Origin of the sequence: Streptomyces sp. NPDC055966, from assembly GCF_042269865.1 — a bacterium.
Classification (GTDB): Bacteria; Actinomycetota; Actinomycetes; order Streptomycetales; family Streptomycetaceae; genus Streptomyces.
This window is the reverse complement of the sequence record NZ_JBHJYK010000005.1, coordinates 236,179-262,543: the sequence shown is the minus strand read 5'-3', so window position 1 is coordinate 262,543 and position 26,365 is coordinate 236,179. Positions and strand designations below refer to the sequence as shown.

Below are 26,365 nucleotides of genomic sequence, written 5' to 3'. Positions count from 1 at the left end.
TCGATGACCAATGACCATGATGTCCGAGACGGTCGTGGTGCCCGCCGACGGCGCCGCGCTCCCTGGTGATCTGGTGGTGCCGGACGCCGCGCCGGCCGTGGTGCTGTTCGCGCACGGCAGCGGCAGTTCGCGGCACAGTCCGCGCAACCAGGCCGTGGCCGCCGCGCTGCGCGAGTCCGGGCTGGGCACCTTGCTGATCGATCTGCTCACCGCCGAGGAGGAACAGCGGGACGTCGTGACCGGCGAGCACCGCTTCGACATCGCGCTGCTGGGGCGTCGCCTGGTGGCCGCGATGGAGTGGCTCGGCGCCCGGCCCGGCACCCGTGACCTGCCCGTCGTCCTCTTCGGCGCCAGCACGGGCGCGGCCGCCGCCCTCCAGGCCGCGGCCGAGCGCCCCGCGGGCGTCCTGACCGTCGTCTCGCGGGGCGGGCGCCCCGATCTGGCGGGCGCCGCGCTGCCCGCCGTACGCGCGCCCGTCCTGCTCGTCGTCGGCGGCCAGGACCACGAGGTGCTGCGGCTCAACGAGGAGGCCGCGCGCCGCCTCCGGGTCCCGTACGCCGTGCGCGTCATCCCGGGCGCGACCCACCTGTTCGAGGAACCCGGCGCGCTGGAGCAGGTCGCCGACACGGTCCGGGAGTGGTGCGCGGAGCGCCTGCGCGCGGCGCCGCCGGAGTGAGGGTCACCGGGCGGCCGGCCGGGGTACGAGGCCGAGCGTGCCGTCGCGCCGCTCGTCGACCTGTACGCCGTGGCTGATCCGGGCGAGGGTCGCGCGCAGCCACGCGCGGTCCTCGGGTCCGGCGTGCTCCAGCCGCATCCGCCGCGCCCGCAGGGGGATCATCCGCGCCCCGGCGAGGGCCCCGGTGTCCGCGTCCACCGAGACGAGGTGCCCGAGTCGGAGGTCGTCGCGGTACCGCTCGTAGCCGGAGATGCCCTCGTAGTCGTCGATGAAGTCGCCGCAGCCGTAGAGGATCAGCCGGTCCCGGTACACCTCGACCGGGCGGGGGTGGTGCGAGGAGTGCCCGTGGACGAGGTCGACACCGCCGTCGATCAGGGCGTGCGCGAAGCGTTCCTGCTCAGGGGGGACGTGGTAGCCCCAGTTGGCGCCCCAGTGCACCGACACGACGACGATGTCGCCCGGTCGCCGCGCGGCCCGCACCCGCTGTACGAGGGTCCCGGCGGCCGCGGCCGACAGCTCGCGGACATGGGCGACGCCCGGCCGGTCGGTGGTCGCGGCCCAGTCGGACGGGATGCCGCTGGACTGCGCGCCGAGGGCGAAGACCAGTACGCGGCGGCCGGGCCCGGCGGGGACCGCGGCGGGCGCGCGGGCCTCCTCGGCGTCGCGCCCGGCGCCCGCGGCGCGCAGGCCCGCACCGGTCAGCGAGTCCAGCGTCTCCTCCAGCCCCGGCCGGCCGAAGTCCAGCACATGGTTGTTGGCCAGGACGCACACGTCGGGCCGGGCCACGGTCAGCGCGGGGAGGTTGTCCGGGTGCATCCGGTAGTGGATCGCCTTGCCGGGGGCGAACGCGTCGCTGCGGGTGACGGCCGTCTCCAGGTTCACGATCCGGACGTGCGGGGCGGCCCGCTCCAGCAGCGGCAGCGCCTCGCCCCACGGCCAGGCGGGATCGACCGGCGCGGGGATGGGTCCGCCGACGGCCTCGGCCAGCTCGACGTACGACCGGGCGTCCGTGACGTAGTCCTCGCGCAGCTCCGGGTCTCCGGGGTGCGGGAGGATCTGGTCGACGCCGCGCCCGAGCATCACGTCACCGCACAGGAACAGCGTCACCGTGCCGCCGCCCATACCTCCACCCTAGGACGGCGGCAGCCCCCGCAGTTGCTGCGGGACGTCTACCGACGGGGAACGGCCGGGCGACCGGGGTCACCGCGCCGGGTCACCCGCCCGGACCGCGGGGGTGGGCCGGGCCGGCGTCACCTGCTGCGGGAAGCCGATGCGCAGGACGGCGGCTGCCGCGGCCGCGGCCAGGACCACGGCCGCGGCCAGCATCAGTGCCTGGTGGTAGCCGTGCCGGAGCAGGGGTGCCACGGCCAGTGGACCGAGGATCTGGCCGACGGAGTATCCGGCGGTCAGCAGGGCGACGGAACGCGGGAAGCGCAGGTGGGACCCGATGGCGAGGGCCAGGGTGCTGATGCCGATGAAGGTCCCGCCGAACAGGGCGGCGCAGACCAGTGCGGCCGCCGCCGAGGTCGTCAGGGCGGGCAGGGCGATGCCGACCGCCTGGACGACGAGCGCGGCCAGCAACAGGCCGGGCCGGGACCGGCGGCGGCCGAGCCAGGCCCACAGCGCCGAGGACGGTACGGCCGCCAGCCCGACCAGGACCCAGGCTCCGCTGCCGACCCGGCCCGGCGTGCTCTGCTCGATCGCGGACACCAGGAAGGTGCCGGCCACGATGTAGCCGACGCCTTCCAGGGTGTACGAGACGAACAGCGCCGTGAACCAGCGGTGGGTGCGCATCCGTGCCGCACCGGCCGGGTCCCCGCCCGGGTGCGCGGCCGCCGGCGCGGGGGCCTCGGGGCGCAGGTTCCACGACGCCGCGCCCAGCAGCGCGGCGAGCGCGGCCGCCGCGTACCAGGCGGCCCGCCAGTCGGCGACGGAGCGCACCGCGAGGACGAGCAGGCCGGACAGCGCGATGCCGGCTCCGACACCGCCGAAGCCCCAGCCGGGCAGGTGGGCCGGGTACTCGCGCAGGTGGCCCAGGAGGGAGCTGACCGCGATGACGAAGATCAGCGCGCTCGCCACCCCGGCCGACAGCCGCAGCACCGTCCACATCGCGGTGCTGTGGGTGGCGGGCATGGCGGCCAGGCTGCCGGCCAAGGCGGTCAGGCAGACGCGCAGGACGGCGGGTGAGCGCACCAGCGCGGGACACAGGATGCCCGCGACCGCGCCCACGAGATAGCCGGCGTAGTTGGCGGTGGCCAGGTCGGCTCCCGCGCCCGCGGAGAGCCCCGCCCGGGCCTGCATCAGGGGAAGGATCGGCGTGTAGACGAACCGGCCGACCCCCATCCCCGCGGCGAGCGCCGTCGCGACCCGGGCGACATGACCCCAGGGCGAGGGGAGGGAGCCGCTTCCTCGGTGCGAGGCCGCGCGCAGGGGACGTACGGTCATGAAGGGGTCCTCGTCCGGCGATACGGGGCCGCGAGGGCCACACGGGAATCGGAAGGCGTGCGTGTCGTAGGTGTCGTACGCGTCACTCGCTGCCGACTCCGCGGCCGGGGTCGTTGGGATGCGGCTCCAGCGCGGTGACGGCGAGGGTCATCCACGGACGCAGCGGCAGGGTGCCGAGCACCTTCTCGTGCAGCTCGTCCTCGTCGGCCGCGCGCCAGATGCCGATGCTGCGCAGCTCGCCGACCGGGCGCCACAGCCGTGCCAGACGGCCGGCGGCGGCCAGTTCCCGGGCGCGGACCGCCTCGGCCGCGCGCCGGCGGTCGACCTCGTCCTGGCTCGTGCCCTCGGGGACGGTCGTGGTGATCTCGACCAGGAACTCTCGCATGGTCCGGCTCCTCCGTTCACTGGGGCGTCCGGCACGGACCGGTGCGCCACGGGTGCTGCGGCGCCCAGGTGCGCGGGTCTCCGGCACCGGACCGTCGTTCCCTCATCGTCCGTCCGCCGCCGGCCGGGCGCCACGACCGGGTTCCTCCCTTCTGATAGGCAGAGCCTCCTACCGGCCGTAGCATGAGCGTCGTGGAGCTGCGCCAACTGCGGTACTTCGTGGCGGTCGCCGAAGAGCTGAACTTCGGCCGGGCCGCCGCACGGCTCCTGATCGCCGGCCCTTCCCTCTCCCAGCAGATCAAGGTTCTCGAACGCGACCTCGGCGTACGCCTCTTCGACCGCGACCGCCGCTCGGTCTCCCTCACTCCGGCGGGCTCCGCGCTGCTCCCCCAGGTGCGCGACCTACTGGCCCGGGCCGCGGACCTGGAGCGCCACGCGGGTGCCCTGGCCGGCTCGGAACCGGTACGGCTCGGATACGTCAACTGGCTGCCGGCGGACCTGACCGCCCGCACGTCGGCGGTGGCCCAGGTCCATGTGGACGCCTGGGTCGCCCCTTCCCACACCCAGGCGGCCCGGGTCGCCGAGGGGGGCCTGGACGTGGCCGTGTGCTGGGTGCGCACCGAGGACCTGGAGAGGCGCGGTCTGCGGGCCGCGCTCATCGGCGCCGACCGGCTCTACGCCGTCGCCGCCGGTGCCGACACCGGTGATGTCGCGGCCGGGGACACCGCCGTCCTCATCGACGCCGACGTGACGTCCTGGTCGTCCTGGAACGTCTACGCCGAGCAGCTGGCCAGGGACACGGGCGCGCGTGCTGTGCGCATCGGCGACGGCGGCGTCACCGGCCCCGCCTTCTTCGACCACGTGCGCCGCAGTGACCGTCCGGTCGTCAACTGCCCCAAGGGCCAGATGAATCCGCTCCCGCCGGACCTGGTCCGGCGCCCCGTGGTGGGACCGGAGGTCCACTGGACCTGGTCGGTGGTGTGGCGCGCCGACGAGGCCCGGTCCGCGGTGCTCGCCGTGGTCGACGCCCTCCGCGACGGCGTGGGCGACCTCGGCATCCACGGCCCGGGCGCCTGGCTGCCCGAGGGCGATCCGTACCGGCGCGCGCGGGCATGACACCCGCGCGCACCGTCGTGCGTGCGGCTGAGCGGGCTCAGAGGTGACTGAGAGTCTGCTGTGGCAGGCTGACGCGCTCATCCCCCCCTCAGGAGCCCCTGGATGACTCTGATCAACGGTCTGCCCGCACATGTCCTGTTCGTGCACGTGGTCGTCGTGCTGATCCCCCTCACCGCGCTGGCCCTGGTCACGGCCGCGGTGTGGCCGCGCGCCGCCCGCCGGCTGGGGCTGGTGCTGCCGCTGGCGGCCTTCGTCGCCCTGGTGAGCGTGCCGCTGACGACGCATGCCGGTGAGTGGCTCGAACGGCACGTGGACTCCGACCCCCTCGTGCGCCGGCACACCGAGCTGGGCGACGGGCTGCTGCCATGGGCTCTGGGCCTGTTCGTGCTGGCGACGCTCGTGTGGTGGGCCGGGCGGCGCACCGCGGCGGAGTCCGGCCGGGGCGGGGGCGCCCTGCGCTGGTCGGCCCTGCCCGTGCGGATCGTGGTGGGCGTGCTCTCGCTGGCCGTGGCGGTGGGCGCGGTCGTCGACGTCTACCGGATCGGCGACTCCGGCGCGAAGGCCGCCTGGCACGACGCCTACACGAAGACGGCGACCAAGTCGGCGAACGGTTCCTGACGCACAGCGGTCACGCCCGGCCCTGACCGGCCCGGCGGCCTGCCGATGCGCCCGGCACGGAGACTCCGTGCCGGGCGTATCGCTGTCCAGTGCCGCCGCGCGCAGCGCCGTAGCCACCCTGCCGACCGGGTCCGACGGCGGATGCGGAAGCCGGGCGAGCAGCAGGCGCCGCTGTTCCGGGGACCGCCGCGCACAGCGAGGATGCGTACGCCCGGGGATGCGACCCCGGCCAGGGCCACGCCGCACACCTGGACCAAGTGCTCGCCGACAACGCGATCCCGTCCCGTCCCGTGTCATCGACACCGCCGGACTGCGGGCGCTCCTCCAGCGAGCCGATCCCGAACCGGGCGTCGACCGGAATGCGCGTCGGCTGCTCCGTCAGACGGATCCGGCAGTGCCCCTCGAAGCAGGCGGCGACATCGGCGGGCGGGGAAACCATCTGCGCGGGCGACGACTTGCTCCCCTCCCCCGAGCCGTCGCCTCGCGCCCCGGTCCCCGATCCGCAGCCCGCGAGAGCCACCGTCAGGCCCAGCCCCACCAGGGCCGCCCTCGCACTCCGCCGCGCGCCCATCGTCCCGCCCCTCGCCGCACTCCCCGCGCCGGTACCGCACGGGCCCGTCACGCTGTTTCCGTTCCACGGCCGTCGCGGGGGCACACCGCCGGAACGGGTCCCGAACACAAGAGCGCACGGTGGAGGGGGCGGGCCGCGAGGGTGAGCGCGGGTCAGACGGCCGTACGGCCGCCGTCCACCGGCAGGACGGCGCCCTGCACGAAGCTCGCCGCGTCGCCCGCCAGGTAGGCGATCGCCTCGGCGATCTCCCGGGCCTCGGCGGGCCGCCCGGCCGGCGCCTGGGCGGCCAGGGCGTCGAGGTCCTCACCCATGGCTGCCGTGCCGCCCGTGCGGGTGGGGCCGGGCGCCACGGCGTTGACCCGCACCCCGTGCGGACCGAACTCGGCGGCCCACGCCTTGGTCAGCAGGTTCAGCGCCGCCTTGCTGGAGCCGTACAGCGCCACCCCCGCGACGCCGTACTCGGCAACCATGGTGCTGACGTTCACGATCGCGCCGGACCCGCGCTCGGCCATCGCCGGGGCGATCCGCGCGACCAGGTGGAACGGCACCTTCACGTTCACGTCGTAGACGGCGTCCACGTCGGCGGGCGACGTCTGTGCCGTCGGCCCGAACGGGAAGATGCCGGCGTTGTTCACCAGGATGTCCACGCGCCCTCCGCCCAGGTCGGTGGCCTTCCGCGCCAGCCGCCGGGCGGACTCGGCGTCCGCCAGCTCGGCGGCGACGAAGTCCGCCTTGCCGCCGCGCTCCCGGATACCGGAGACGACGGCCTCGCCGCGGGCCGCGTCGCGCCCGGCGACCAGGACATGCGCACCGCGCTCGGCGAGCAGTTCGGCCGTCGCCGCGCCGATGCCGCTGGTCGCTCCGGTCACCAGAGCCACGCGCCCGGCCAGATCAACAGAACCCATGCCAACGTCCTTCGTGTCGTGGTGTGCGTCGTGGCGTGCATCCTCAAGCGCCGGTGCCGTCCGGCGATTCCGGCCCGGCTGGAGGCACTCCTTATGGCCGTTCTTCGTGAGCCGTCTGGCCGAGCGGCGATGAACGACGCGAGCCCCGGGGTTACATGACCCGTGCGGGGCGGGGACGCGTTCCCGTCCACGGCTCACCCGCAGCACCGGCCACGAGGCGAGGAAGACCATGAGCGAACCGCAGGCACCCCGGGAAGCCTCCGTCCACGACGTGATCGTGCTGGGCGCCGGGCCGGTCGGCCAGAACGTCGCCGACCACGCCCGCGCCGCCGGTCTCTCCGTGGCCGTCGTGGAGCGGGAGCTCGTCGGCGGTGAATGCTCGTACTGGGCCTGCGTCCCCAGCAAGGCGCTGCTGCGGCCGGTCCTCGTGGTCGCCGACGCCCGCCGGGTGGACGGCGCACGCCAGGCCGTCACCGGCCGACTCGACACCGGCGGCATCTTCGCCCGCCGCGACCGCTATGTCGCCGACTGGGACGACTCGGGACAGGCCCGGTGGGTCAAGTCCATCGGCGCCGACCTGTTCCGCGGGCACGGCCGGCTCGACGGGCCCCGCCGTGTCACCGTCACCGGGGACGACGGCGCGCGGCAGACCCTCACGGCCCGGCACGCGGTGGCCGTCGCCACCGGCAGCCTGCCGGTGGTGCCGGACCTGCCGGGCATCGAGGAGTCCCGGCCCTGGACGAACCGGCAGGGCACCGACTCCAGCACGGTGCCGGCCCGGCTCGTGGTCGTCGGTGGTGGTGGCGTCGGTGTGGAGATGGCCACGCTGTGGCAGGGCCTCGGCTCTCGGGTCACCCTGCTGGTCCGGCGCCGGCTGCTGCCGAGGATGGAGCCGTTCGCCGGAGAGCTGGTCGCGGACGGCCTGCGGAAGGCGGGTGTGGACGTGCGGATCGGAGCACAGGTGACGGCCCTGCGCCGCCCGGACCCCGCCGGTCCCGTCACGCTCACCTTGGACGACGGCGGCGAACTGGAGGCGGACGAGGTGCTGTTCGCCACCGGGCGCACCCCCGCCACGCACGACATCGGGCTGGACACGGTCGGCCTCACCCCCGGCTCCTGGCTGGACGTGGACACGACCTGTCTGGTCCAGGGCGTCGAGGGCGAGTGGCTGTACGCCCTCGGTGACGTCAACCACCGTGCTCTGCTCACCCACCAGGGCAAGTACCAGGGCCGTACCGCCGGGGACGCGATCGGTACGCGCGCGGCCGGCCGGCCGCTGGACGACGGGGCGTGGGGGGACCACGCGACCACCGCCGACCAGCACGCCGTGGCCCAGGTGTTCTTCACCGACCCCGAAGCGGGCGCGGTGGGCCTGACCGCCGAGCAGGCCGCCGCCGCGGGCCACCGCGTCCAGACCGTCGACCTGGACTTCAACGCCGCCCAGGGCGCCAACCTGTACGCCGACGGCTACCAGGGCCATGCCCGGCTCGTCGTCGACCGGGACCGGGAGGTGCTGCTGGGCGTGACCTTCGTCGGCTCCGGCGTCAGCGAGCTGCTGCACTCCGCGACGATCGCGGTGGCGGGCGAGGTCCCGCTCAAGCGGCTCCGGCACGCGATCGCCCCCTTCCCGACCGTCAGCGAGATCTGGCTGTTCCTGCTGGCCGCGTACCAGCGGGAGAAGGCGGTCTCCTGACGGGCGACGACTCCGCGGCCGCTGGGACATGCCGGAGTCCGTCCGGGTCGACAACCGCAACACCAGCGCCTGGGGCACCGGGTTCACGTTCATGGCCTGAGGAGAGGAAGGGCATCCGGGCCGGCGCACGACCGCGTCCGGTCCATCGGCGCGCCGCGCGGGGTCCACTGCAGAGGACGCGGCCCAGGACGCCGCGCGCATGCGCCTGCGCGGCGCCCGGGAGACCCCCGGCCGGGACGGACTCGACGAACGGCGCCTGCGCGAGCAGGAGCGGTCGTTCCCCGGGCGTCTGATCGACCGGCACGCGATGCAGGACGGATCTGGGGCGCGGTGGAGGAACTGCCGCCGCAGCAGCGGTTGGTGCTACCGTGCGCGGTCGGCTCAGCCATACCCCGGCGAAGACGGCCCAGGTGCTCATGGCGACCGCCGAGCAGACCCACGGCGACCCGCACGCCCTCGCCGAGGAGAGCGGGCACGGGGCTCGCTGCCGCCGGAGATTCTCCGAGTTGTGGCCGACGGGTGCGCAGCCTGCGGGTGGTGTTCCCGGGGGCGAGGGCGTGAGGTCCACGTGTTGCTGCCCGCCCGGCCGGACGGGGTCGCCGGCCGTGGGTCACCGGCGCGGGTCGAAGCGGAGGGGCAGGACGGCCGGGCCGGTGATGCCCATGGGGGGCCGCCAGGTGATGCGGTCGGTGACGACGGGCGGGCCGAAGCGGGCGGTGAGCGCGCGCAGGGCTTCGCCGAGTTCGGCGCGGGCCAGCACCGCGCCGAGGCAGTGGTGCGGTCCGGCGCCGAACTGGAGCAGCGGTGCCTCGCGCGGAGCGGTGATGTCGAAGAGATGCCCGTCGCGGAAGACGGCGGGATCGCGCTGGGCCGGTACGACCGCGACGGTGACGACCGTGCCGGCGGTCAGGCGCACGGAGCGGAAGTCGAAGTCCGTCGTGGCGAACCGGTGCACCGTCGTGGTCGTCGGAGACCAGCGCATCACCTCCTCGATCGCCTTGTCCGTCAGCCGGGGCCGCTGCGCGAGCACGGTCCACTGCTCGGGGTGCCCGGCGAAGGCGACCATGGCGTGGGCGAGTTGCCGGAGCGTGGCGTCGTGGGCCGCGAACACCAGGGCGACGATGAAGTTGCGCAGCTCCGCCACGCTCAGGTGCTCGTCGTCCGGCTCCGTCGCGACCAGGGCGGACACGAGATCGCTGCCCGGATTCGCGCGCTTGTCGGCCATCAGGCCGTCGACATAGGCGTTCAGTTCGCTCACCGCGGTCTCGACCCTGGCGCGGATGTCCCCGCCGTGCGCGAGGCTGAACACCAGGCCGATGTCGGTGCTCCAGCGGCGGAAGATCTCGTGGTCCTGCGCGGGGACCCCGAGCAGCTCGGACAGCACCGCGAGCGCGAGGCGGTCGGCGTACTCCGCGACGAAGTCGCAGGCGCCGGCGGCCGCGAGCCGGTCCGCCAGCCGCTCCGCGGCCGCCCGTACGCCGGGCCGCAGGTTGTTGATCATCCGAAGGGTGAAGGCCTTGCCCACCAGGCCGCGCAGGCGACGGTGGTTCTCGCCGTCCTGATTGATGATCATCGGCAGGTACCAGTCGTACAGCGGCCCGTCGAGCACTCCGTTCATCGCCAGATAGGCCTCACCGGACTGCGTTAAGCGAGGGTCGCGCAGCAGTTCCTGCGCCGCGGCGTAGCGCAGGACCACGAGCCCGATCGGGCTTTCGGCCCACCAGTCGCTCGCCTGCGCCGCGGCCACCTCCGGGCCGCGGAAGTCGAATTCGGGATCAGTGACGTCGAGGAACGGAACTGTCCTCAAACGCGTTGCCGAAACCGGGTTCATTGGCATGTCGCCTCCTGCCGAATTCTCTCGGATTTCCCGGAACATTAAATCCGGTCGCGCCCATGGAAATAGATTGAGAAAGCAATTCCTGGCACCGCGTCGGACACATCACCGACCGGCCCGTAAATAATATTGAAGCCGTCGCGCGCGCATCACGCGCCGAATATAGCAGCACCGAACACCGGCCATGACGCACACCTTCGACCACCTCTCATCATATAAAAATCTCTCGTTATCATGTGCGGCCCATTTCGCCTCTTTGACAAGTCGCCACCCCGTCCCGGATCATGGAATCCGTCATATAAAGGGGGGCAGGGCCGATTACGAAAAGCATGCAACAAATCGACCGTGCGGTGGCCGACTGGCGGGCCGTACTCGGCACCACGGCGGTCTCGACCGATGCGCAGGTCCTCGCCGCCTATCAGATGAATACGTCGGAGTACCGTCCCCGTGAGCTCATTGCTCTGCTGCGTCCTTCGGCACCGGATGACGTACGGCACATCATCGACGTGGCCCGCTCGACCGGAGTGCCGCTCTATCCCCTCAGCACCGGCCGCAACTGGGGATTCGGATCGGCGCTGCCGCCCCGCGGGCCGGTGGCGCTGGTCGACCTCGGGCGGATGAATCGCGTCATCGAGGTCAACACGCAGTACCGCTACGCCGTCTTCGAACCCGGCACGACCCAAGGACAGCTCGCCGACCACCTCACGGGTCTGGGCTGCGCCCTGAAACTCAATGTGACCGGAGCCGGCCGGGAGACCAGCATCGTGGGCAACGTCCTCGACCACGGCGGCGGCCATCTCGGCGCGCGCTTCGACGACCTGCTCGGCGTCGAGGTGGCCCTGGGAAACGGCGAGGTGGTGCGCACCGGACTGTGGCACCTGCGGGAGTCCGGCGACATGATCCAGCACTATCCGCCGGGGCTGGGACCTGATCTGCGCGGCCTGTTCGTGCAGTCCAGCTTCGGCATCGTCACGAAGATGGTGCTGCGTCTGCACCCGGCCCGGCCCTTCCGGGAGCTGACGCTCGAAGCCGCCGAGGCCAGGCTGCCCGCCGTCGTCGACGCGCTGCGCCAGGCTCGCGAGGACAGTGTCATCAACGGCTACGTCCGCCTCACCGACGGCATGGACCCCCACATCCGGTTCTTCCGACGCGGCACAGGGGCCACCTGGAAGGCACAGATCACTCTCTACGGCACCAGCGCGCTGAGGGCCGAGGCCGGCCGGGAGATGCGACGCCGCACGAGCGCCCTGGTGCACCGCACGGACTGCTTCGACACCGAGCACGACGATCTCCGGGCCCGTGACGGCGAGGACCGCACCCTGCTGGAAGCCCGGCTGCGCCTCGCCCACGGCGCCCCCTCGGACCGTTCGCTGGAGAACATCGCCCGGTCCGCCGGAAAGTCCTTCCCGCCCGGGACGGCCGGCCTGGACCACGACCGCGAGCTGCCCGGCTTCCTGTGCGCCAACGTGACGCTGCCGTTCTCCGGAGCCCACGTGGCCGCCTGCGTCGCGGAGGTCCGGGCCGCCGCCGACGAGGCCGGCATCACGGCCGCGTGTCTGTTCGGCATGATCGGCCCCACGGCCCTGTCCGGCTTCTTCCCCTTCTACTTCGACCGGCGCAGCCCCGGCGCGGTGTCCCGCGCCCATGCCCTGCGAGACGAACTGCACCGACGGCTGGAAGCCCGCGGCATCTACCCGATGCGTCTGGACGTGGACTCGGCGGGCCCGTTCATCGAGCGCACCGACGACGGCTTCTGGCGCACCGTCTCCGCGCTCAAGCGAGCTCTGGATCCGGACGACGTCATCGCCGGCCGCTACACCCCGCCCCCACGGACCCGCGCGGGCCGACCGGTCACGCACGACACAGGAAGGGCTCCATGACCACCACGCCGACCGAGACGACCGAGGCCCGGGCCTGGTCCGAACTGCGGTCCCTGACCGCACACCTGCTGGCTCGGGAACCCGAGGAGATCCACACCCTGCGCACCGGCGCACTCCCCCACCGACCGGGTTCGTACGGCCAGTACTTCACCACCTGGGATCTGGCGAACGGGATCCTGCGCGACTACTCCATGAACCTGTACCAGGCGCTGCGCATGGTGACCCACCGGGAGATCGGCGTGGACAGCGCGCTGGCGGTACTGCGCAGCTGGGTTCCCATGTACGGCGAGTTCCTGCGGTACAACGGTTTCGAGCGGCTGGCCGATCACGCCCGGCTGATGGTCGAGTCCGGTGTCCGCGACCACCGTCGGCTCGTCGCGGCGCTGTCCGCGTTCGTCGCGTACGTCAACCGCCTCACGGCCTGGTCCCATCACTACTTCCCGTGGCACGTCGGCGAGGCGTACCGCTACGACGCCGCCTCGCCCGCCGCCGTGCCGCAGGCGCCGCCGCCCGCGTGCGACGAGGGCTCCTCGGTGCGCGCGCCGGTCCGGCTCCGCTGGGAGCCCCTGGGCGTCGAGGTCGTCGCGGAGGTCTGCCGCGACCTCAACGACCGCCTGTGCGACGACTTCCTCGGCGCTCTGCCGTTCACGGTGCTGCAGGACCACGCGGTCGTGACCGGTGAGTCCATGTACGCCTGGACACCGCTGGTGAGTGTGGCCCCGACACCGGTGACGGAACGCATCCGCGACGCCCCCGTGGGCAGGCTGCGCTTCTCCCAGGCCACCGGCAACAAGCTCGTCGTCCAGTACGGGTCCACCACCGAGACGCTGCGCGCTCCGGTGCTCGGCCGGGTCGTCGCCGCCGACATCGACGCGCTGCGGAAGGTCGGCCGGGCCGCCTGGGACAGCACCTTCCGTACCAAGGAGCACATGTGGCTCACCGTCGAGCGCATCTGAACCAGGAGGCACACCATGACCGTTGACGGTGCGATGGTCGACATCGGGGACACCGCACTCCATGTCGTGGAACGGGGCAGCGGACCGGCGGTACTCGTGCTGCACGGGGCGGGCCTCGACCACGGGTCCTTCGGTGACTACCTGGACCCGCTCGCCGACAGCCACCGCCTGCTGTTCATCGACCAGCGCGGCCACGGCCGTTCGGTCTCGTCCGCCGAGGACAGCTGGACGCTCGAACGCCTGGCGGCGGACGTGGGCGCGGTCGCGCGCGCCCTGGACCTGGGTGAGTACGCCGTGCTCGGCCACTCGTTGGGGGCGTTCGTCGCGCTCCAGCACGCCGTCGACGAGCCGACCGCGGACGTCGCGAGCATCCTGTGCGCCGCCGTGCCGTCCGTCACGTACTTCGCGCACGCCGACGCGGCGCTGGAGAGGTTCCGGCCGGCCGAGCTGCGCGACCGGGTGGGCGCGGCGATGGAACGCTCCACCCAGGTGCGCACCCCCGCGGAGGCGCGGGACGCCCTGGACGCACAGCTGCCCTTCCTGTTCGCCGACCCCGCCGACCCGCGCATCGCGGAGTACCTGGAGCGCACGAAGGACACCCGGTACGCACCTGCCGTACTGCGGCACTTCGTGGCGAACGGCTACGGCGGCATCGACGTGCGGGACCGTCTCGACCGGGTCAAAGGCCCGATGCTGCTGTTCGCCGGCCGGGACGACCGGGTCTGCTCGGTCGCGGCGGCGGAGGCGATCGCCGCCGGTGTGCCGCAGGCGGAACTGGTCGTGTGCGAACACAGCGGTCACTTCGCCTTCGTCGAGGAGAGGGAGCCGTTCCTGGCGGCGGTGCGGCGCTTCCTCACCAGGCACTTCACCGATCCCTCGTGAGCGGCGACGGCGGGCTGGCGCAGCACGTGCTCGGCGCCGCGCCGCACGGGCGGACCGCGATCGTCGCCGCCGACGGAACCGGACCGCTCACCGGCCGCGCGCTCGCGGACCGCGCTCGGCGCGGGGCGGCCGGGCTTTCCGCCCTGGGGGTCGGGCGCGGTGACGTGGTCGCACTGCACCTGCCCAATGTCCCGGACTTCGCGCCCGCGCTGTTCGCCGTGCTGCGGGCGGGCGCCGCCGCGGTGCTGTGCGGCACGCGGGCGACCGAGGACGAACTCGCCGGCCAGCTCGCCCTCAGCCGTGCCGCTGTGGTCGTCACGACGCCCGCGCTGCGGGCGTCGGCCCGCGCCGCGGCCGCACGGGCGGGCGCCGGACCGGTGCTCGACCACCTGCCGGACCGCCGGGCCACGGAATCCGCCACGGCACCCGTCACGGTCCGCGCCGGTGATCCGGCGCTGCTCGTCCTGTCCAGCGGCACGACGGGCCTGCCGAAGTGCGCCGTGCTCACCCATGGCGGCCTGGTCGCCAACCTGCGTCAGGCGGCGGGTCCACTGCCGCTCGGCACCGACGACGTCCTGCTGGCGCTGGCCCCGTTCGCGCATGTGATGGGAGTCTGCGGAGTGCTGCTGCGAGGTCTCGCGGCCGGGGCCACCGTGGTCACGCTGGACCGTTTCACCCCCGCCGCGTTCCTCGGCGCGCTCAGCCGCCACCGGGTGACGCAGACGATCGTCCCGCCTCCGCTCGTCGACCTGCTCGCCACCAGTGCGCTGGTGGACCGGTACGACCTGAGCGCGCTGCGTGTCGTGTACGTGGGCGGTGCCGCCGCCGGTACCGAGCTCGAACGCGCCTGTGCGCAGCGGCTCGGCTGCGTGGTCGCGCAGGGGTACGGCATGACGGAGGGCGGGCCGATGATCACGGTCAACCCGGTGGACGGCCGTGCCCGGCCCGGCTCGGCCGGACTGCCCCTGCCCGGTGTGCGGATCCGGATCGTGCGGGACGGCCGGGAGGCGGCCGCCGGCTCGTCGGGCGAGGTGCACATCGCCGGGCCGGGGCTGATGGCCGGCTACCTCGGCGATCCGGAGGCCACGCGGCGGGTCCTCGGCGCGGACGGCTGGCTGCGCACCGGCGACGTCGGCCATGTGGACGACGAGGGCTATCTCTGGATCACCGACCGGCTCAAGGACCTCATCAAGTGCAAGGGGCACCAGGTGTCGCCGGCGGAGGTGGAGGCGGTGCTCGGCAGGCATCCCGCCGTGGCCGAGGCCGCCGTCGTCGGACGGCCGGACGCCCGCGCCGGTGAGGTGCCGGTCGCCTTCGTCACCCTGCGCGCGCCGGTGAGCCCGCAGGAGCTCGTCTCGTTCGTGGCGGCCCGGGTGTCCGCGCCCAAACGGATCCATGAGGCGTGGATCGTCAGCAGCCTTCCGCGCGGCCCGACGGGCAAGGTCCTGCGCCGGGTGCTGCGGCGCCCGCACCTGCCCGAGTGACACGCGGACCGTGACTCCGTCCCACCCCCAACTTCCTGGAGATCCCATGGCCGGCCTGCCAGTTGTCGACATCAGCGGTTTCGCCACCGGGGCGGCGCCGGGTCCCGGGCGGGACGCGGTGGCGGCCGAGGTGGACCGCATCTGCCGGGAGACCGGGTTCTTCCTCGCCGCCGGTCACGGGGTGCGGCCCGAGACCCGCGCGGCGATGTTCGCGGTCGCCCGGGAGTTCTTCGCGCTGCCCGACGCCGCGAAGAACGCGCTCGCGATCAGCCGGTCGAGCTGCCATCGCGGGTACTTCGGCATCGGCGCCGAGACCCTGGACGAAGGGACCACCGGCGATCTGAAAGAAGGGTTGGACACCGGCGGCGAGCACGGCCCCGACCACCCCGAAGTCCTGGCGGGCACCCCGACCTTCGGCCCGAACCAGCTGCCGGATCTGCCCGGCTTCCGACAGGCCTGGAGCGCCTACTGGGCCGAGGCGGTCGAGGCCGCCGAACGGGTCCAGCGCACCCTCGCCCGCGCCCTGGGGCTGCCGGCGGAGCACCTGCTCACGATGGAGGGCGGCGAGGTGATGTACCACCTCAGGCTGCTGCACTATCCGCCGCGGCGGCACACGCGGCCCGCCCCCGGCCGGCTCGGCTGCGGGGAGCACACCGACTACGGCACGGTGACCCTGCTGGCCGACGACGGGGTGGGCGGACTGGAGGTCATGCGGCGCGACGGCACCTGGATCCAAGTGGCGGTGCCGGAAGGCCTGTTGGTGGTGAACCTCGGTGATCTGATGGCCATCTGGACCAACGACCGCTGGGTCTCGAATCCGCACCGGGTGGTCAACCCGCCGGACACGGACCGGTACTCGATCCCGCTGTTCGTCACCCCGCCCTACCGGGCCCGCATCGCGTGTCTTCCCAGCTGCCTCGTCCCGGGTGCCGAGCCCCGCTACGCCCCCCAGGTGGCCGGCGAGTACCTGACGTCCCGGCTCGACGCGACGCACCCGTACCGGAACCCGCTGCTGGCGGCGCGGCAGGCGGCAAGTCCCCCGGGCGGCGGGTGAGTTCTCGGAAACGCCGCGTTCACGAGGGCGGGGAGCGGGGGTAACAACGGCTTTCTAGCGTGACCGGCCGTGGGACCAGGGTCGTATACACGACCGTACGCACGCAGCACCGGGAGGCGCGACATGAGCACCACGGAGTCACGGCCGCCGGCAGCGGCCACGGCGGAGCCGGCCACGCCGCAGGATGCCGCCGGGCAGGCCGCCCAGGAGACACTGGAGGACTACACCCTCCGTTTCGCACCGCGCAGTTACCGGCGCTGGACCCCCATGGTCGTGGCGACGACCGCGCTCGGCGGCATCGCCTACATGGCCGACTTCTCCATCGGCGCCGGCATCGGCCTGGCCCACGGCACCGGCAACGCGCTCGTGGCCATCGCGGTGGCCGCCGTCGTCATCTTCGTCACCGGGCTCCCGCTCGCCTACTACGGCGCCCGCTACAACATCGACCTCGACCTGATCACCCGCGGCTCCGGCTTCGGCTACTACGGCTCGGTCCTCACCAGCGTCATCTTCGCCAGCTTCACCTTCATCTTCTTCGCCCTCGAAGGCTCGATCATGGCCCAGGGCCTGAAGCTGGGCCTCGGACTGCCGCTGTGGCTGGGCTACTTGGCCGCGACGCTGATGGTCATCCCGCTGGTGATCTACGGCATGAAGGCGCTCAGCAAGCTCCAGGTGTGGACGACCCCGATCTGGCTGCTGCTGATGGTCGGCCCGCTGGTCTACCTGATCGCCACCGACCCCGGCACGGTCGACCGCTTCCTCTCCTACGCCGGCACCGACGGCGGCGGCGGGGTCGACACCGCGTCCGTGCTGCTCGGCGCCGGTGTGTGTCTGTCCCTGATCGCGCAGATCGGCGAGCAGATCGACTACCTGCGCTTCATGCCGCCGAGGACCGAGGCGAACAAGCGCACGTGGTGGACCGCCGTCGTCATGGCGGGCCCGGGCTGGGTGGTGCTGGGTGCGCTGAAGCAGGCCATCGGCGTCTTCCTCGCCGTCTACATCCTCGCGAAGGTCGGCCCGGCCGCCGCGACCGAGCCGATCCAGCAGTTCCGCGGCGCCTTCGACGCGATGATGCCGTCCTGGATGGTCGTCCCGCTGGCCGTGGCGCTGGTGGTGATCAGCCAGATCAAGATCAACGTGACGAACGCGTACTCCGGTTCGCTGGCGTGGACGAACTCCTTCACCCGGGTCACCCGGCACTACCCCGGCCGGATGATCTTCGTACTGGTCAACCTGGGCTTCGCGCTGGCGCTGATGGAGGCGGACATGTTCAGCTTCCTCAACAGCATCCTGGGCTTCTACTCGAACTGCGCGATCGCCTGGGTGGTCACCGTCGCCACCGACATCGGCGTCAACAAGTACGTGCTGAAGCTGTCCCCGCTGACCCCCGAGTTCCGTCGCGGCATGCTGTACGCCGTCAACCCCGTGGGGGTCGTGGCCTTCGTCGCGGCCTCCGGCCTGTCGATCGCGATGTACTTCCATCTGCTGGGCGACACCCTCCAGCCGTACTCCCCGGTCGCCGCGGCCGTGCTCGCCTTCGTGCTCACCCCCGTGACGGCCGTCGTCACCAAGGGGAGGTACTACCTGCGCCGCACCGACGACGGCATCACCGAGCCGCTGCTCGACGCGGACGGCAATCCGAGTGCGGTCACCCTCGACTGCCACGTGTGCCACCAGCCGTACGAGCGCCCGGACCTGACGGCGTGCACCGCGCACGGCGCGGTCGTGTGCTCGCTGTGCCTGAGCACGGACAAGGCGGGCGACCACGTGCTGCCGGCCGGCGCGTAGGCCGATCGGGGAGCACCGCCTGAACGGGCATCAGAACCCTGGATGGTTTTGATTTGGTCTAGTCCTCTTGACGGGTGCACTCTCGGGCGGTTTGGTATGTACCAACTCCCCATCACTCGAACGCCCGAGGGTCATCCCCGAAAGGGGCAATGTCATGCACCTGGCAAGATTCGCGGCTTCCGCCTGCGCGCTCGCACTGGCGGCCACCGGCGCGGCCACGGCCCTGGCGCCCGCCGGCAGTGCCGCGTCCGCGGCGGGCAGCGTCTACTCCGTGGCTCCCTATGTCGACATGTCGAACGGTCAGGAGGGCCTGCTCGACACGGCCGTCACCGGACACGGCCTCAAGGCCTACACCGCGGCCTTCGTGCTCGGCACGGGCTGCAACCAGATCTGGGGCGACACGCTCCCCATCGGCAACGACTCCTACACCGACCCCGAGATCGCCAAGGCCAAGTCCGAGGGCGCGTCGGTCATCATCTCCTCCGGCGGGGCGAGCGGTGAGCCGCTCGCCTGGACCTGCTCCACACAGAGCAGCATCGACGCCGGATACCAGGCCATCATCGACGACTACGGCGTCACCCAGCTGGACTTCGACGTCGAGGGCGCCGCGGTCGCGGACACCGCGGCGGCGGCCCGGCAGATGCAGGCGATGAAGGACCTCAAGGCGGCCAACCCGAACCTCCGGTTCTCCATGACCCTGCCGGTGCTGACCAGCGGGCTCACGGGCGACGGCGTCAACATCCTCAAGGCCGCCAAGAACGCGGGCATCAAGATCGACGTGGTCAACATCATGGCCATGGACTACTACGCGGGCACCGGCACCGAGATGGGCCAGGGCGCCGTCGACGCCGCCAAGGCCACGCTGGCGCAGATGCAGTCCGTCGACTCCGGCTACACGTACGCCAACCTCGGCATCACCCCGATGATCGGCAAGAACGACGACGGCTCCACGTTCACCCCGGCGGACGCGCAGACGGTGGAGAACTTCGCCGCGCAGAACGGCGTCGGACGCCTCGCGTTCTGGGCGGTGACCCGCGACCAGCCGTGCGGCGGAAGCGCCAACTCCCTGCCCACGTGCAGCGAGATCAGCCAGAACAGCCTCGCCTTCACGGACGCTTTCGTACCGTACGAGGGCACTTCGGGCGGTGGAGGCGGCACCACGGGCAGCGACTTCTCGCTCTCCCTGTCACCCGGCTCCGCCTCGGCCGCCCAGGGCGGTTCGGCCACCGCCACCGTGAACACGGCCGTCACCTCCGGCAGCGCCGAGTCCGTCGGCCTCTCCGCCACCGGCGCGCCCTCCGGCGTCAGCGTCTCCTTCAGCCCGGCGTCGGTCAGCTCCGGCAGCACGTCGACCCTGACGGCGGCGGTCAACTCATCTGTGGCGGCGGGCAGTTATGCCATCACCGTGACCGGTACGGCCGCCAGTGGCAGCCACAGCGCGACGTACACGCTCACCGTCACCTCCGGCGGGGGCGGTGGCGGTGGCGGCTCGCTGGCCAACGCCGGCTTCGAGTCCGGCGGTCTCGGCCCCTGGACCTGCACGGGCGGCAGTTCGGTGGTCTCGACCCCGGTCCACTCCGGCAGCCACGGGCTCCAGGTCACACCGAGCGCGAGCAGCACGGGCGAGTGCGACCAGACCGTCACCCTGTCCCCCGACCACAGCTACACGCTGAGCGGTTGGACCCAGGGCCCGTACGCCTACATCGGCGTCAGCGGCGGCGCCACCGCCAGCACGTGGTCGAACAGCTCGACGTGGAACCAGCAGTCGGTCACCTTCACCACCGGCAGCAGCGCGACCGTCACCGTCTACGTCCACGGCTGGTACGGCCAGTCCGACGTCTACGCCGACGACTTCACCCTGAGCTGACCACCACCCCTGCACGCGTGCGGCGCACCTCTCCCCCCACAAGAGATGCGCCGCACGTTTTCGTGGTCCGGGGCTGGGTCAGCCGTCGTTCTCCGCGGACGGGATGTACGCGCCCGGTACGTCGTTCGGAGCGAAGATCTTCTTCTCGCCGGGGTACGGCGTGCTCCAGTTGTGGGTCTCGTACCAGGTGAGGTGGTTCATCTGCTCGGGGTTGGCGTAGTCGGGCACGGCGTTCGGGCCGGTCAGCCGCTGCTTCGACGTCCAGGTGTTCCACTCGGACACGAGCGACTTCTTGTCAGCCGGGACCTTCGTCGCCGGGACGAGCGCCGCCTTGGTGTTCTGCTTCGCCGGGGTGTCCACGCCGCAGGACGGCGGGGTGCTCAGACCGTCGGTCAGCGAGGTCCGGTTGGGCAGCGCCGTGAACGGCGTGTCGTCCGGGTGGCTGGTGAAGGCACCGCGCATCGGGGTGGCCGCGCTGTCCTTCTGGTTCATCGGGTGGATCCCGAGGATCTGCTCGATGGTGCGGATCACGGTGATCTGCGAGTAGTAGCGGCTGTCGACCGTGTCGTGCTGGGCCCAGGGGCTGATGATCTGGATGGGCGCGCGGTGGCCGTCGACGTGGTCGAGGCCGGCCTGGGAGTCGTCCTCGACGACGAAGATCGCCGAGTCCTTCCAGTACTTGCTGTGCGAGATCTCGTCGACGATCTTGCCGGTCGCGAGGTCGTTGTCCGCGACCTGGGCCGCGGGGCTCGCCGGACCGCCGGTGTGGTCGCTGGAGAGCCAGAACATGTTCAGGTTCGCCGGACCGTTCTTCTCGAAGTCCTGCTTCCAGATCTGCTGCCGGTACACGTCCGGGACGCTGGTGTCGAACTTCGGGAAGCCGGGCACCGAGACGCTGTTGAGCGAGGGGATCGGCGAGGACGAGTTCAGCGGGTAGGCGGTGCCCTGCCCGGTCGCGGCCATGTTCTTGGCGTCGCAGTACAGGTTCTGCCAGCTCGCGCCCGACGGCTTGGTCAGGAACTGCTGGAACTCGCCGAAGTCCCGCACGGACTTGCCGGCCGCCTGCGCACCGGACCACAGGAAGCCCGACTTCTGGTGGCCGAGCGCGTCGTCCTCGGTGTCGTAGCTGCGCTGGTACTCACCGGCCGAGGACTCGGTGTACTCGGGGTTGTCGGCCTGCATCAGCCAGTTGTGGCCCTCGGCCGAGTTCGTGCCGATGTCGTACGTGTTGTCGTAGAGCCCGAACTGCTCGGCCAGCGCGTGCTGGTTGGGCGTCACGTTCTCGCCGAACTGGGTCAGCGACGGGTCGCCGTTGCCCTTCGCGATGTCGCCGTAGACCTGGTCGTAGGTCCGGTTCTCCTTGACGATGAGGAAGACGTGCTTGATCGTCGAGGGGTCGCCGAGGCGCGCCGGGACCGGCACCGCCCTGGCCTTGCTGTGCTTGTTCGCCGTCCGCACCGCGCCCGCGGTCCAGCCGTTCTGCTGGAAGACCTTGCGGGTCTCGGAGCGGATGGTCCGGTCGCTGGGCAGCGCGAACCGCGTCAGGCTGGACGTGGTGTCGTGGGTGGCGTGGCCGGCGCTGTCGGGGCGGCGGGCGTCGATGCCACGGGTGTTGGAGACGACCACCGTCTTGCCCACGGTGGTGATCTCGGAGGGGAAGTAGTCCGTCGGGAGCAGGCCGACGTAGGAAACCGGCTCCTGCGCGGAGTTGTAGCGGTAGACGGCGACCGCGTTGGCGCGGCCGAGCGTCACGAGCAGGTGCCCGTCGTCGGTGAGGGTGACCGCGTTGGGCTCGTAGCCGACCGAGGCCTCCGGCCAGGGCTGGGTGGAGATGGTCTGGACGACCTTGTCGTTCCTGGTGCTGATGACCGACACGTTGTTGTCGGCGGTGTTGGTGACGAACACCGCGCCGTTCTTGGCGTACACGGCCGTCGGGTGCAGGCCGACGTCGATGGTGCCGACGGCGGCGGAGGCGTTCTTCAGGTCGATGACGCTGACCGTGCCGGTGGTGGTGGCACCGGTCCTGGGGTTGGCGGGCACCTGGGTGCCGTAGGAGTTGATCGTGGTGTCGCCGGCCTTCGCCGGGCGGCCGCCCTCGTTGCTGACGTAGAGCTTGTCGCCGACCTGGACCATGCCGCGCGGGGCGTTGCCCACGGACCAGCTCTGCTTGACGGCGCCGGTCGCCGCGTCGATGGCGACCACCCGGTTCTGCCCGTTGACCGCGGAGTACACGGTGGAGCCGTCGGCGGAGAACACCGCCGCGCTCGCCAGGGCGTGCTTGTCGCCGTCGGCCGGGATCGAGACGGTCACCGGGTTGGCGAGGGTGCCGTCGGCGTTCACGGTGAACTTGGTGTAGCCGTCCGTCTGGCCCAGCCACAGCTGCTTGCCGTCGGGCGAGTACGCCGGGCCCTCCTGGCCGACGGCGGCGCTCTTGATGCGCAGGTCGTCGGCCGCGTTGGTGCCGACCTTCTGCTTCACCTGTCCGGTCTTGAGGTCCACGAGGACCAGTGCCGCGTCTCCGTCGGTGACCGCGGCGGCGAGGTGGCTGCCGTCCGGGCTGACCGTCGAGGACATGATCTTGCCGTCGTTGATGACGAGGCGGCTGCCGTACGGGTTGAGGTACTGGTCGCTGGAGATGACCTGGCCCTTGTCGGTGACCTGGCCGACCTGCTCCTTGCCGAACTGCTGTGTCGAGGCCACGGCGGTGCCGGTGGCCAGGGCCGCCGTGGTGATGCATGCCGTGAGCAGCGTCGCCCGGCGGCCGACTTGTCTGCCGAGCAGGACGAAGTACTCCTTCTCGGCTTGCCGGCGTCGGCGCGTTATCTGCATGACGTCATCCCTTCGGGGAGGTGGAGAGCAGGTCGACATTGCCGTCGAACTGCCAGAGCGGGTTGGGCGCGTCTCCGGTCGAGGTGCGCACCAGGAAGTAGCCGTTCACTTCCTTCGGTCCGTCGCCGTCGGCCACGAACCGCCCGTCGGCGGTGATGTCGAGCTGGTAGACGGCCTGCCCCACGGTCCGGGTGCCGGGCAGGTGCCAGGAGACGACGCAGCGCCAGTCGTTGCCGGCCCCTTGTGCGTCGTCCGCGACGTCGCCCTTGGTGCAGGCGGCCGAGGACTCCAGTTGTGCCTCGGTGACGGCGGGCCGGTTGAGCTGCGCGGTCTGCATCCGGTAGAGGTGCGCGAAGGCCGTGGCCAGTGAGCGCTGCACCTTGTCCTGCCGGATCCCGGAGCCGGTGGTCGCGCCGGTCAGCGCGGCGACGACCGCGACGGTGACGGCGATGAGCCCGGCGATCGGCAGGAGCCCGGCGGTGACCGCGCGGCGCGCCGATCGGTCGTCGGCGGAGTTGGTGAAGTCGCGCCGCAGGAACAGCAGATAGGCGATCGCCGTCGCCGTCACCGCCCACACCAGGCTGACGGCGATGCCGATGGCCAGCGGGCCGAGCTGGCCCGGGTCGGCGAACAGGCCGTTCCAGGAGATGAACGCCCAGCTGGGCAAGGCGAGCCGGACGGCGACGGGCAGCGGCAGCATCTGGGCGAGCTGCATCACGAGGGCGACGACCGCGGGCAGCAGCAGTCCCATCGGGGAGCGGCCCAGCACGACCGACCCGAGCAGTCCGATGCCGGCCAGCGCCAGGGTCGGGGCCAGCACGCTCAGCCAGGCGAGCAGCACCTTGCCGGCCGCGTCCCCCGGGGCGAGCAGATGGTCGTCGAGCCCGACCAGCGGATGGTTGCCGACGGCGAGAAGCCCGCCCACCGTGCTCGAAACGGCCAGCCCGGCCACGAGCAGCACGATGACGGTCAGACTCGCCAGTGCCTTGGCCACGAAGATCCGGCGGGGCGAGCGGACGGCGACCAGCAGATGCCGCCAGGTGCCGAGCCGGTCCTCGGAGGCGAACACGTCACCGGCGACCACGGAGGTCAGCAGCGGCAGCGCCCAGGTGCCCGAGAAGCCCAGGATCACCAGGGGTCCGGCCCAGCCGGTGGCGAGCATCCAGCGGCCGAAGAGGGTGTCGGCGGGCAGTGTGCTCTGCTGGCCGACTCCGGCGACGAAGAGCCCGGGCGCGATCCAGCAGGCGAGGACCAGCAGCCGGATGCGCCACTGCGAGACGAGTTTGACCAGTTCGAAGCGGTAGCCCCGGGCCACGGTGACGCGGGCGGCGGCAACGGGCGTACGGCCGACGGCAGTTGCGGTCATCTGTCGGCCTCCTGCCGGTCGGCGTCGGCGGTGTTCCGTGCGGTGTCGGTGTCCCGCCGCCCCGTGGCCGGTTCCTGCTGCTCGGTGAGGGCGAGGAACGCGGCCTCCAGCGGGGACACCACGGGGGCGAGTTCGCGCAGCGCGACGCCCGCCCGTACGAGCCGTGTCACGAGCTCGTCCAGGTCGGGCACGAGCGCGCGGACGACGAGTGTCTCGGTGCCCTGGCGCGCGCCGACGCCGTCGACGGTGCGGATCCCGGGCGCGTCCGCCGCGAGCCGGCGCGCGGCCTGCGGGTCGGAGGTGACGAGCCGGTAGTCGAGTGCGCGGTTCTCGGCGGCCAGCTTGCTCAGCGGGCCGGAGAAGACGACCCGTCCGGTGGCGAGGATGGTGACCTCTGAGCACAGCGCTTCCAGGTCGTCCATCCGGTGGCTGGAGAGCACGACGCTGGTCCCCTGCGCCGCGAGCCGGTCGAGGACGCCGTGCACGTGCTTCTTTCCGGCCGGGTCCAGGCCGTTGGACGGCTCGTCCAGCACGAGCAGCCGGGGCCTGGTGAGGAGGGCGGCGGCGAGTCCGAGTCGCTGGCGCATGCCCAGGGAGAAGCCACGGGCCTTGTCGTCGGCGACATCGGTGAGCCCGACCTGGGCGAGTACGTCGTCGATGCCGGCCGCCCGCGGGTCCTGGCCGCGCAGTGCGGCCAGCGCGGCGAGGTTCTGGCGTGCGGTGAGCGAGGGGTACAGGCCCGGCCCGTCCACGAAGCCGGCGACACCGTCGGGTGCCGCGAAGGTCCGTCCGACCGGTGTGCCGAGGATGTCGAGGCCGCCGCTGTCGGCGACGGCGAGGCCGAGCAGCAGCCCGAGCAACGTCGTCTTGCCGGCCCCGTTCGGCCCGACCAGACCGTGGATCTGACCTTGCGCCACGTCCAGGTCGACGCCGTCGAGTGCGACGACCTCACCGAAACACTTCGTGATGCCACGCGCCCGGATCGCGAGGAGTGTGTCCATGAGCCCCTTCCTTCACAAGCCTCAAGGAGGCTAGGGAGGGCACACAACGGTGGCAGGGGACGCCAGTTGAACGCTAGAGGAACGGAAGCCAACCGGCACGCTCGCTCCGGGTGGCGCCGCGTGGGTGGGCCTGTGTGCCAACTGTCCTACGTGTAAGGGTTGTTGTAGCGGCTCCGGGACGGGTGGTCGGTGAGCCGGATGCCGTGGTCCCGCTTGAGGCGGGCCATCTCGAACAGCGCGATGGCGGTGACCGTCACCGGGGCGCCGAGGATGAACAGGATCCCGAGCCTGAGTCCGAGCCCGTGCAGGTCGCCGGTGAACAGGTCGGGCAGGGCCATCAGCCAGGTCGTGACGATGGCGAGCAGGGGCGGCAGACAGCGGTGCACCGCGGCCGTACCGAAGAAGTTCCCCGTGATCCGCAGGGCACCGGCGCCCACGAACCAGACCAGCCACAGCGTCACGAAGCCCAGCGGGATGATCAGCAGGCCGCCGCCCAGCGCGGTGCCGTTCTGGAGCAGCAGGGCGGTCACGACGACGGACGCGACGAAGGTGAGCAGCAGGCCCAGCGCCCTCAGCAGCGCGGGACGCAGGGGGCGCAGGCTGCCGTCGCGCCGCCATCTCCAGAGCATGACCCCGACCGTGAGCGGGGTGATGAACAGCAGGACACCCGAGGCGATCAGCAGGTTCTGCGCCATCTCCTCGAAGGCGAAGCCGCCCTCGACGAAGGTGTAGACACCGGCGGCGGCGACGGTTCCGGCGGCGACCCGGACCCGCTTGAGCCACTCGACGGACGGGTCGAGCGGTTCGGGTATCCAGTCGGGATGGAACACCGCCCAGGCGGCGTGATGGGCCTTCAGATAGTTTCGCCGCCTCGGCCCGTCTCCCGTGCGGTTCCGCCACGCACCCGCCATCGCGCACTCCCCCGAGTCGCCGCCCGCATGATCATCGGGGAGTCTACGGGAGGCCGGTGACAGCCCATCCGGGTGTTCACACACATGAACTGAACATACATGGGT

Annotated in this window: 20 protein-coding genes; 11 read left to right on the top strand and 9 right to left on the bottom strand. The window is 72.1% G+C overall.

All coding sequences use genetic code 11. The features are described from left to right. Nucleotides 1–16 precede the first annotated feature (16 nt). Nucleotides 17–676: an alpha/beta family hydrolase gene (locus ACFC8N_RS13400; protein ID WP_356024288.1), complete on the top strand. Its 660-nt coding sequence runs from the start codon at nt 17–19 to the stop codon at nt 674–676. A 3-nt stretch (nt 677–679) separates the two neighbouring features. Here the strand turns inward: ACFC8N_RS13400 and ACFC8N_RS13395 are convergent, their stop codons facing one another. From ACFC8N_RS13395 to ACFC8N_RS13385, 3 genes are all read right to left on the bottom strand, one after another. Continuing rightward, complete coding sequence (locus tag ACFC8N_RS13395) at nt 680–1,798, bottom strand: CapA family protein (RefSeq protein ID WP_376288176.1); 1,119 nt, start codon at nt 1,796–1,798, stop codon at nt 680–682. A gap of 78 nt (nt 1,799–1,876) precedes the next feature. Then, nucleotides 1,877–3,121 carry a YbfB/YjiJ family MFS transporter gene (locus ACFC8N_RS13390; protein WP_376288175.1) on the bottom strand — a complete coding sequence of 415 codons (1,245 nt, stop codon included), beginning with the start codon at nt 3,119–3,121 and terminating at the stop codon, nt 1,877–1,879. Nucleotides 3,122–3,203: 82 nt separating this feature from the next. Continuing rightward, on the bottom strand, nt 3,204–3,506 hold the full coding sequence (locus ACFC8N_RS13385) for a muconolactone Delta-isomerase family protein (RefSeq protein WP_376288174.1): 303 nt from the start codon (nt 3,504–3,506) through the stop codon (nt 3,204–3,206). 182 nt (nt 3,507–3,688) lie between these two features. Here ACFC8N_RS13385 and ACFC8N_RS13380 point away from each other — a divergent pair, with 182 nt between their 5' ends. Both ACFC8N_RS13380 and ACFC8N_RS13375 read left to right on the top strand, forming a co-directional pair. Then, complete coding sequence (locus ACFC8N_RS13380) at nt 3,689–4,621, top strand: LysR family transcriptional regulator (protein WP_362820066.1); 933 nt, start codon at nt 3,689–3,691, stop codon at nt 4,619–4,621. A 102-nt stretch (nt 4,622–4,723) separates the two neighbouring features. Next, nucleotides 4,724–5,239: a DUF2231 domain-containing protein gene (locus ACFC8N_RS13375; RefSeq protein WP_356024243.1), complete on the top strand. Its 516-nt coding sequence runs from the start codon at nt 4,724–4,726 to the stop codon at nt 5,237–5,239. A gap of 723 nt (nt 5,240–5,962) precedes the next feature. Here ACFC8N_RS13375 and ACFC8N_RS13370 read toward each other — a convergent pair. Then, a complete protein-coding gene (locus ACFC8N_RS13370) occupies nt 5,963–6,715 on the bottom strand; it encodes an SDR family NAD(P)-dependent oxidoreductase (protein ID WP_356024241.1) in 753 nt (250 codons plus the stop codon). Nucleotides 6,716–6,944: 229 nt separating this feature from the next. Between ACFC8N_RS13370 and ACFC8N_RS13365 the strand changes: the two genes are divergently transcribed. After that, complete coding sequence (locus ACFC8N_RS13365; protein WP_376288173.1) at nt 6,945–8,408, top strand: dihydrolipoyl dehydrogenase family protein; 1,464 nt, start codon at nt 6,945–6,947, stop codon at nt 8,406–8,408. Between the two features lie 610 nt (nt 8,409–9,018). Here ACFC8N_RS13365 and ACFC8N_RS13360 read toward each other — a convergent pair. Further along, nucleotides 9,019–10,215 (bottom strand): cytochrome P450, encoded by a 1,197-nt coding sequence (locus ACFC8N_RS13360; RefSeq protein WP_376288172.1) that lies wholly within the window; start codon nt 10,213–10,215, stop codon nt 9,019–9,021. Nucleotides 10,216–10,571: 356 nt separating this feature from the next. Here ACFC8N_RS13360 and ACFC8N_RS13355 point away from each other — a divergent pair, with 356 nt between their 5' ends. The 7 genes from ACFC8N_RS13355 to ACFC8N_RS13325 all read left to right on the top strand — a co-directional run bounded on the left by ACFC8N_RS13355 (nt 10,572) and on the right by ACFC8N_RS13325 (nt 20,153). Beyond that, nucleotides 10,572–12,122 carry an FAD-binding oxidoreductase gene (locus ACFC8N_RS13355; RefSeq protein ID WP_376288171.1) on the top strand — a complete coding sequence of 517 codons (1,551 nt, stop codon included), beginning with the start codon at nt 10,572–10,574 and terminating at the stop codon, nt 12,120–12,122. Next, nucleotides 12,119–13,078, top strand: coding sequence for a hypothetical protein (locus ACFC8N_RS13350; RefSeq protein WP_356024232.1), 960 nt, complete (start codon nt 12,119–12,121; stop codon nt 13,076–13,078). The genes ACFC8N_RS13355 and ACFC8N_RS13350 overlap by 4 nt, the downstream gene beginning before the upstream one ends. 15 nt (nt 13,079–13,093) lie before the next feature. Beyond that, nucleotides 13,094–13,960, top strand: coding sequence for an alpha/beta fold hydrolase (locus ACFC8N_RS13345; RefSeq protein ID WP_376288170.1), 867 nt, complete (start codon nt 13,094–13,096; stop codon nt 13,958–13,960). Next, nucleotides 13,957–15,444 (top strand): AMP-binding protein, encoded by a 1,488-nt coding sequence (locus tag ACFC8N_RS13340; RefSeq protein WP_362820072.1) that lies wholly within the window; start codon nt 13,957–13,959, stop codon nt 15,442–15,444. Before ACFC8N_RS13345 ends, ACFC8N_RS13340 begins: the two co-directional genes overlap by 4 nt. Before the next feature lie 46 nt (nt 15,445–15,490). Further along, on the top strand, nt 15,491–16,498 hold the full coding sequence (locus ACFC8N_RS13335; RefSeq protein ID WP_376288169.1) for an isopenicillin N synthase family dioxygenase: 1,008 nt from the start codon (nt 15,491–15,493) through the stop codon (nt 16,496–16,498). A gap of 123 nt (nt 16,499–16,621) precedes the next feature. Next, nucleotides 16,622–18,286: an allantoin permease gene (locus ACFC8N_RS13330; protein ID WP_356024224.1), complete on the top strand. Its 1,665-nt coding sequence runs from the start codon at nt 16,622–16,624 to the stop codon at nt 18,284–18,286. A gap of 154 nt (nt 18,287–18,440) precedes the next feature. Continuing rightward, a complete protein-coding gene (locus ACFC8N_RS13325) occupies nt 18,441–20,153 on the top strand; it encodes a carbohydrate binding domain-containing protein (RefSeq protein ID WP_376288168.1) in 1,713 nt (570 codons plus the stop codon). Nucleotides 20,154–20,231: 78 nt separating this feature from the next. Here ACFC8N_RS13325 and ACFC8N_RS13320 read toward each other — a convergent pair whose 3' ends face one another. From ACFC8N_RS13320 to ACFC8N_RS13305, 4 genes are all read right to left on the bottom strand, one after another. Further along, nucleotides 20,232–22,982, bottom strand: a complete 2,751-nt coding sequence (locus tag ACFC8N_RS13320) for an alkaline phosphatase family protein (protein ID WP_376288167.1) — start codon at nt 22,980–22,982, stop codon at nt 20,232–20,234. 4 nt (nt 22,983–22,986) lie between these two features. Beyond that, nucleotides 22,987–24,348 carry an ABC transporter permease gene (locus tag ACFC8N_RS13315; RefSeq protein WP_356024217.1) on the bottom strand — a complete coding sequence of 454 codons (1,362 nt, stop codon included), beginning with the start codon at nt 24,346–24,348 and terminating at the stop codon, nt 22,987–22,989. Further along, the gene (locus ACFC8N_RS13310) at nt 24,345–25,349 is read right to left on the bottom strand and encodes an ABC transporter ATP-binding protein (protein WP_376288166.1); all 1,005 of its coding nucleotides are present in this window, start codon (nt 25,347–25,349) and stop codon (nt 24,345–24,347) included. The genes ACFC8N_RS13315 and ACFC8N_RS13310 overlap by 4 nt, the downstream gene beginning before the upstream one ends. Before the next feature lie 146 nt (nt 25,350–25,495). Continuing rightward, nucleotides 25,496–26,260, bottom strand: a complete 765-nt coding sequence (locus ACFC8N_RS13305; RefSeq protein ID WP_376288165.1) for a hypothetical protein — start codon at nt 26,258–26,260, stop codon at nt 25,496–25,498. Between the last annotated feature and the right edge of the window lie 105 nt (nt 26,261–26,365).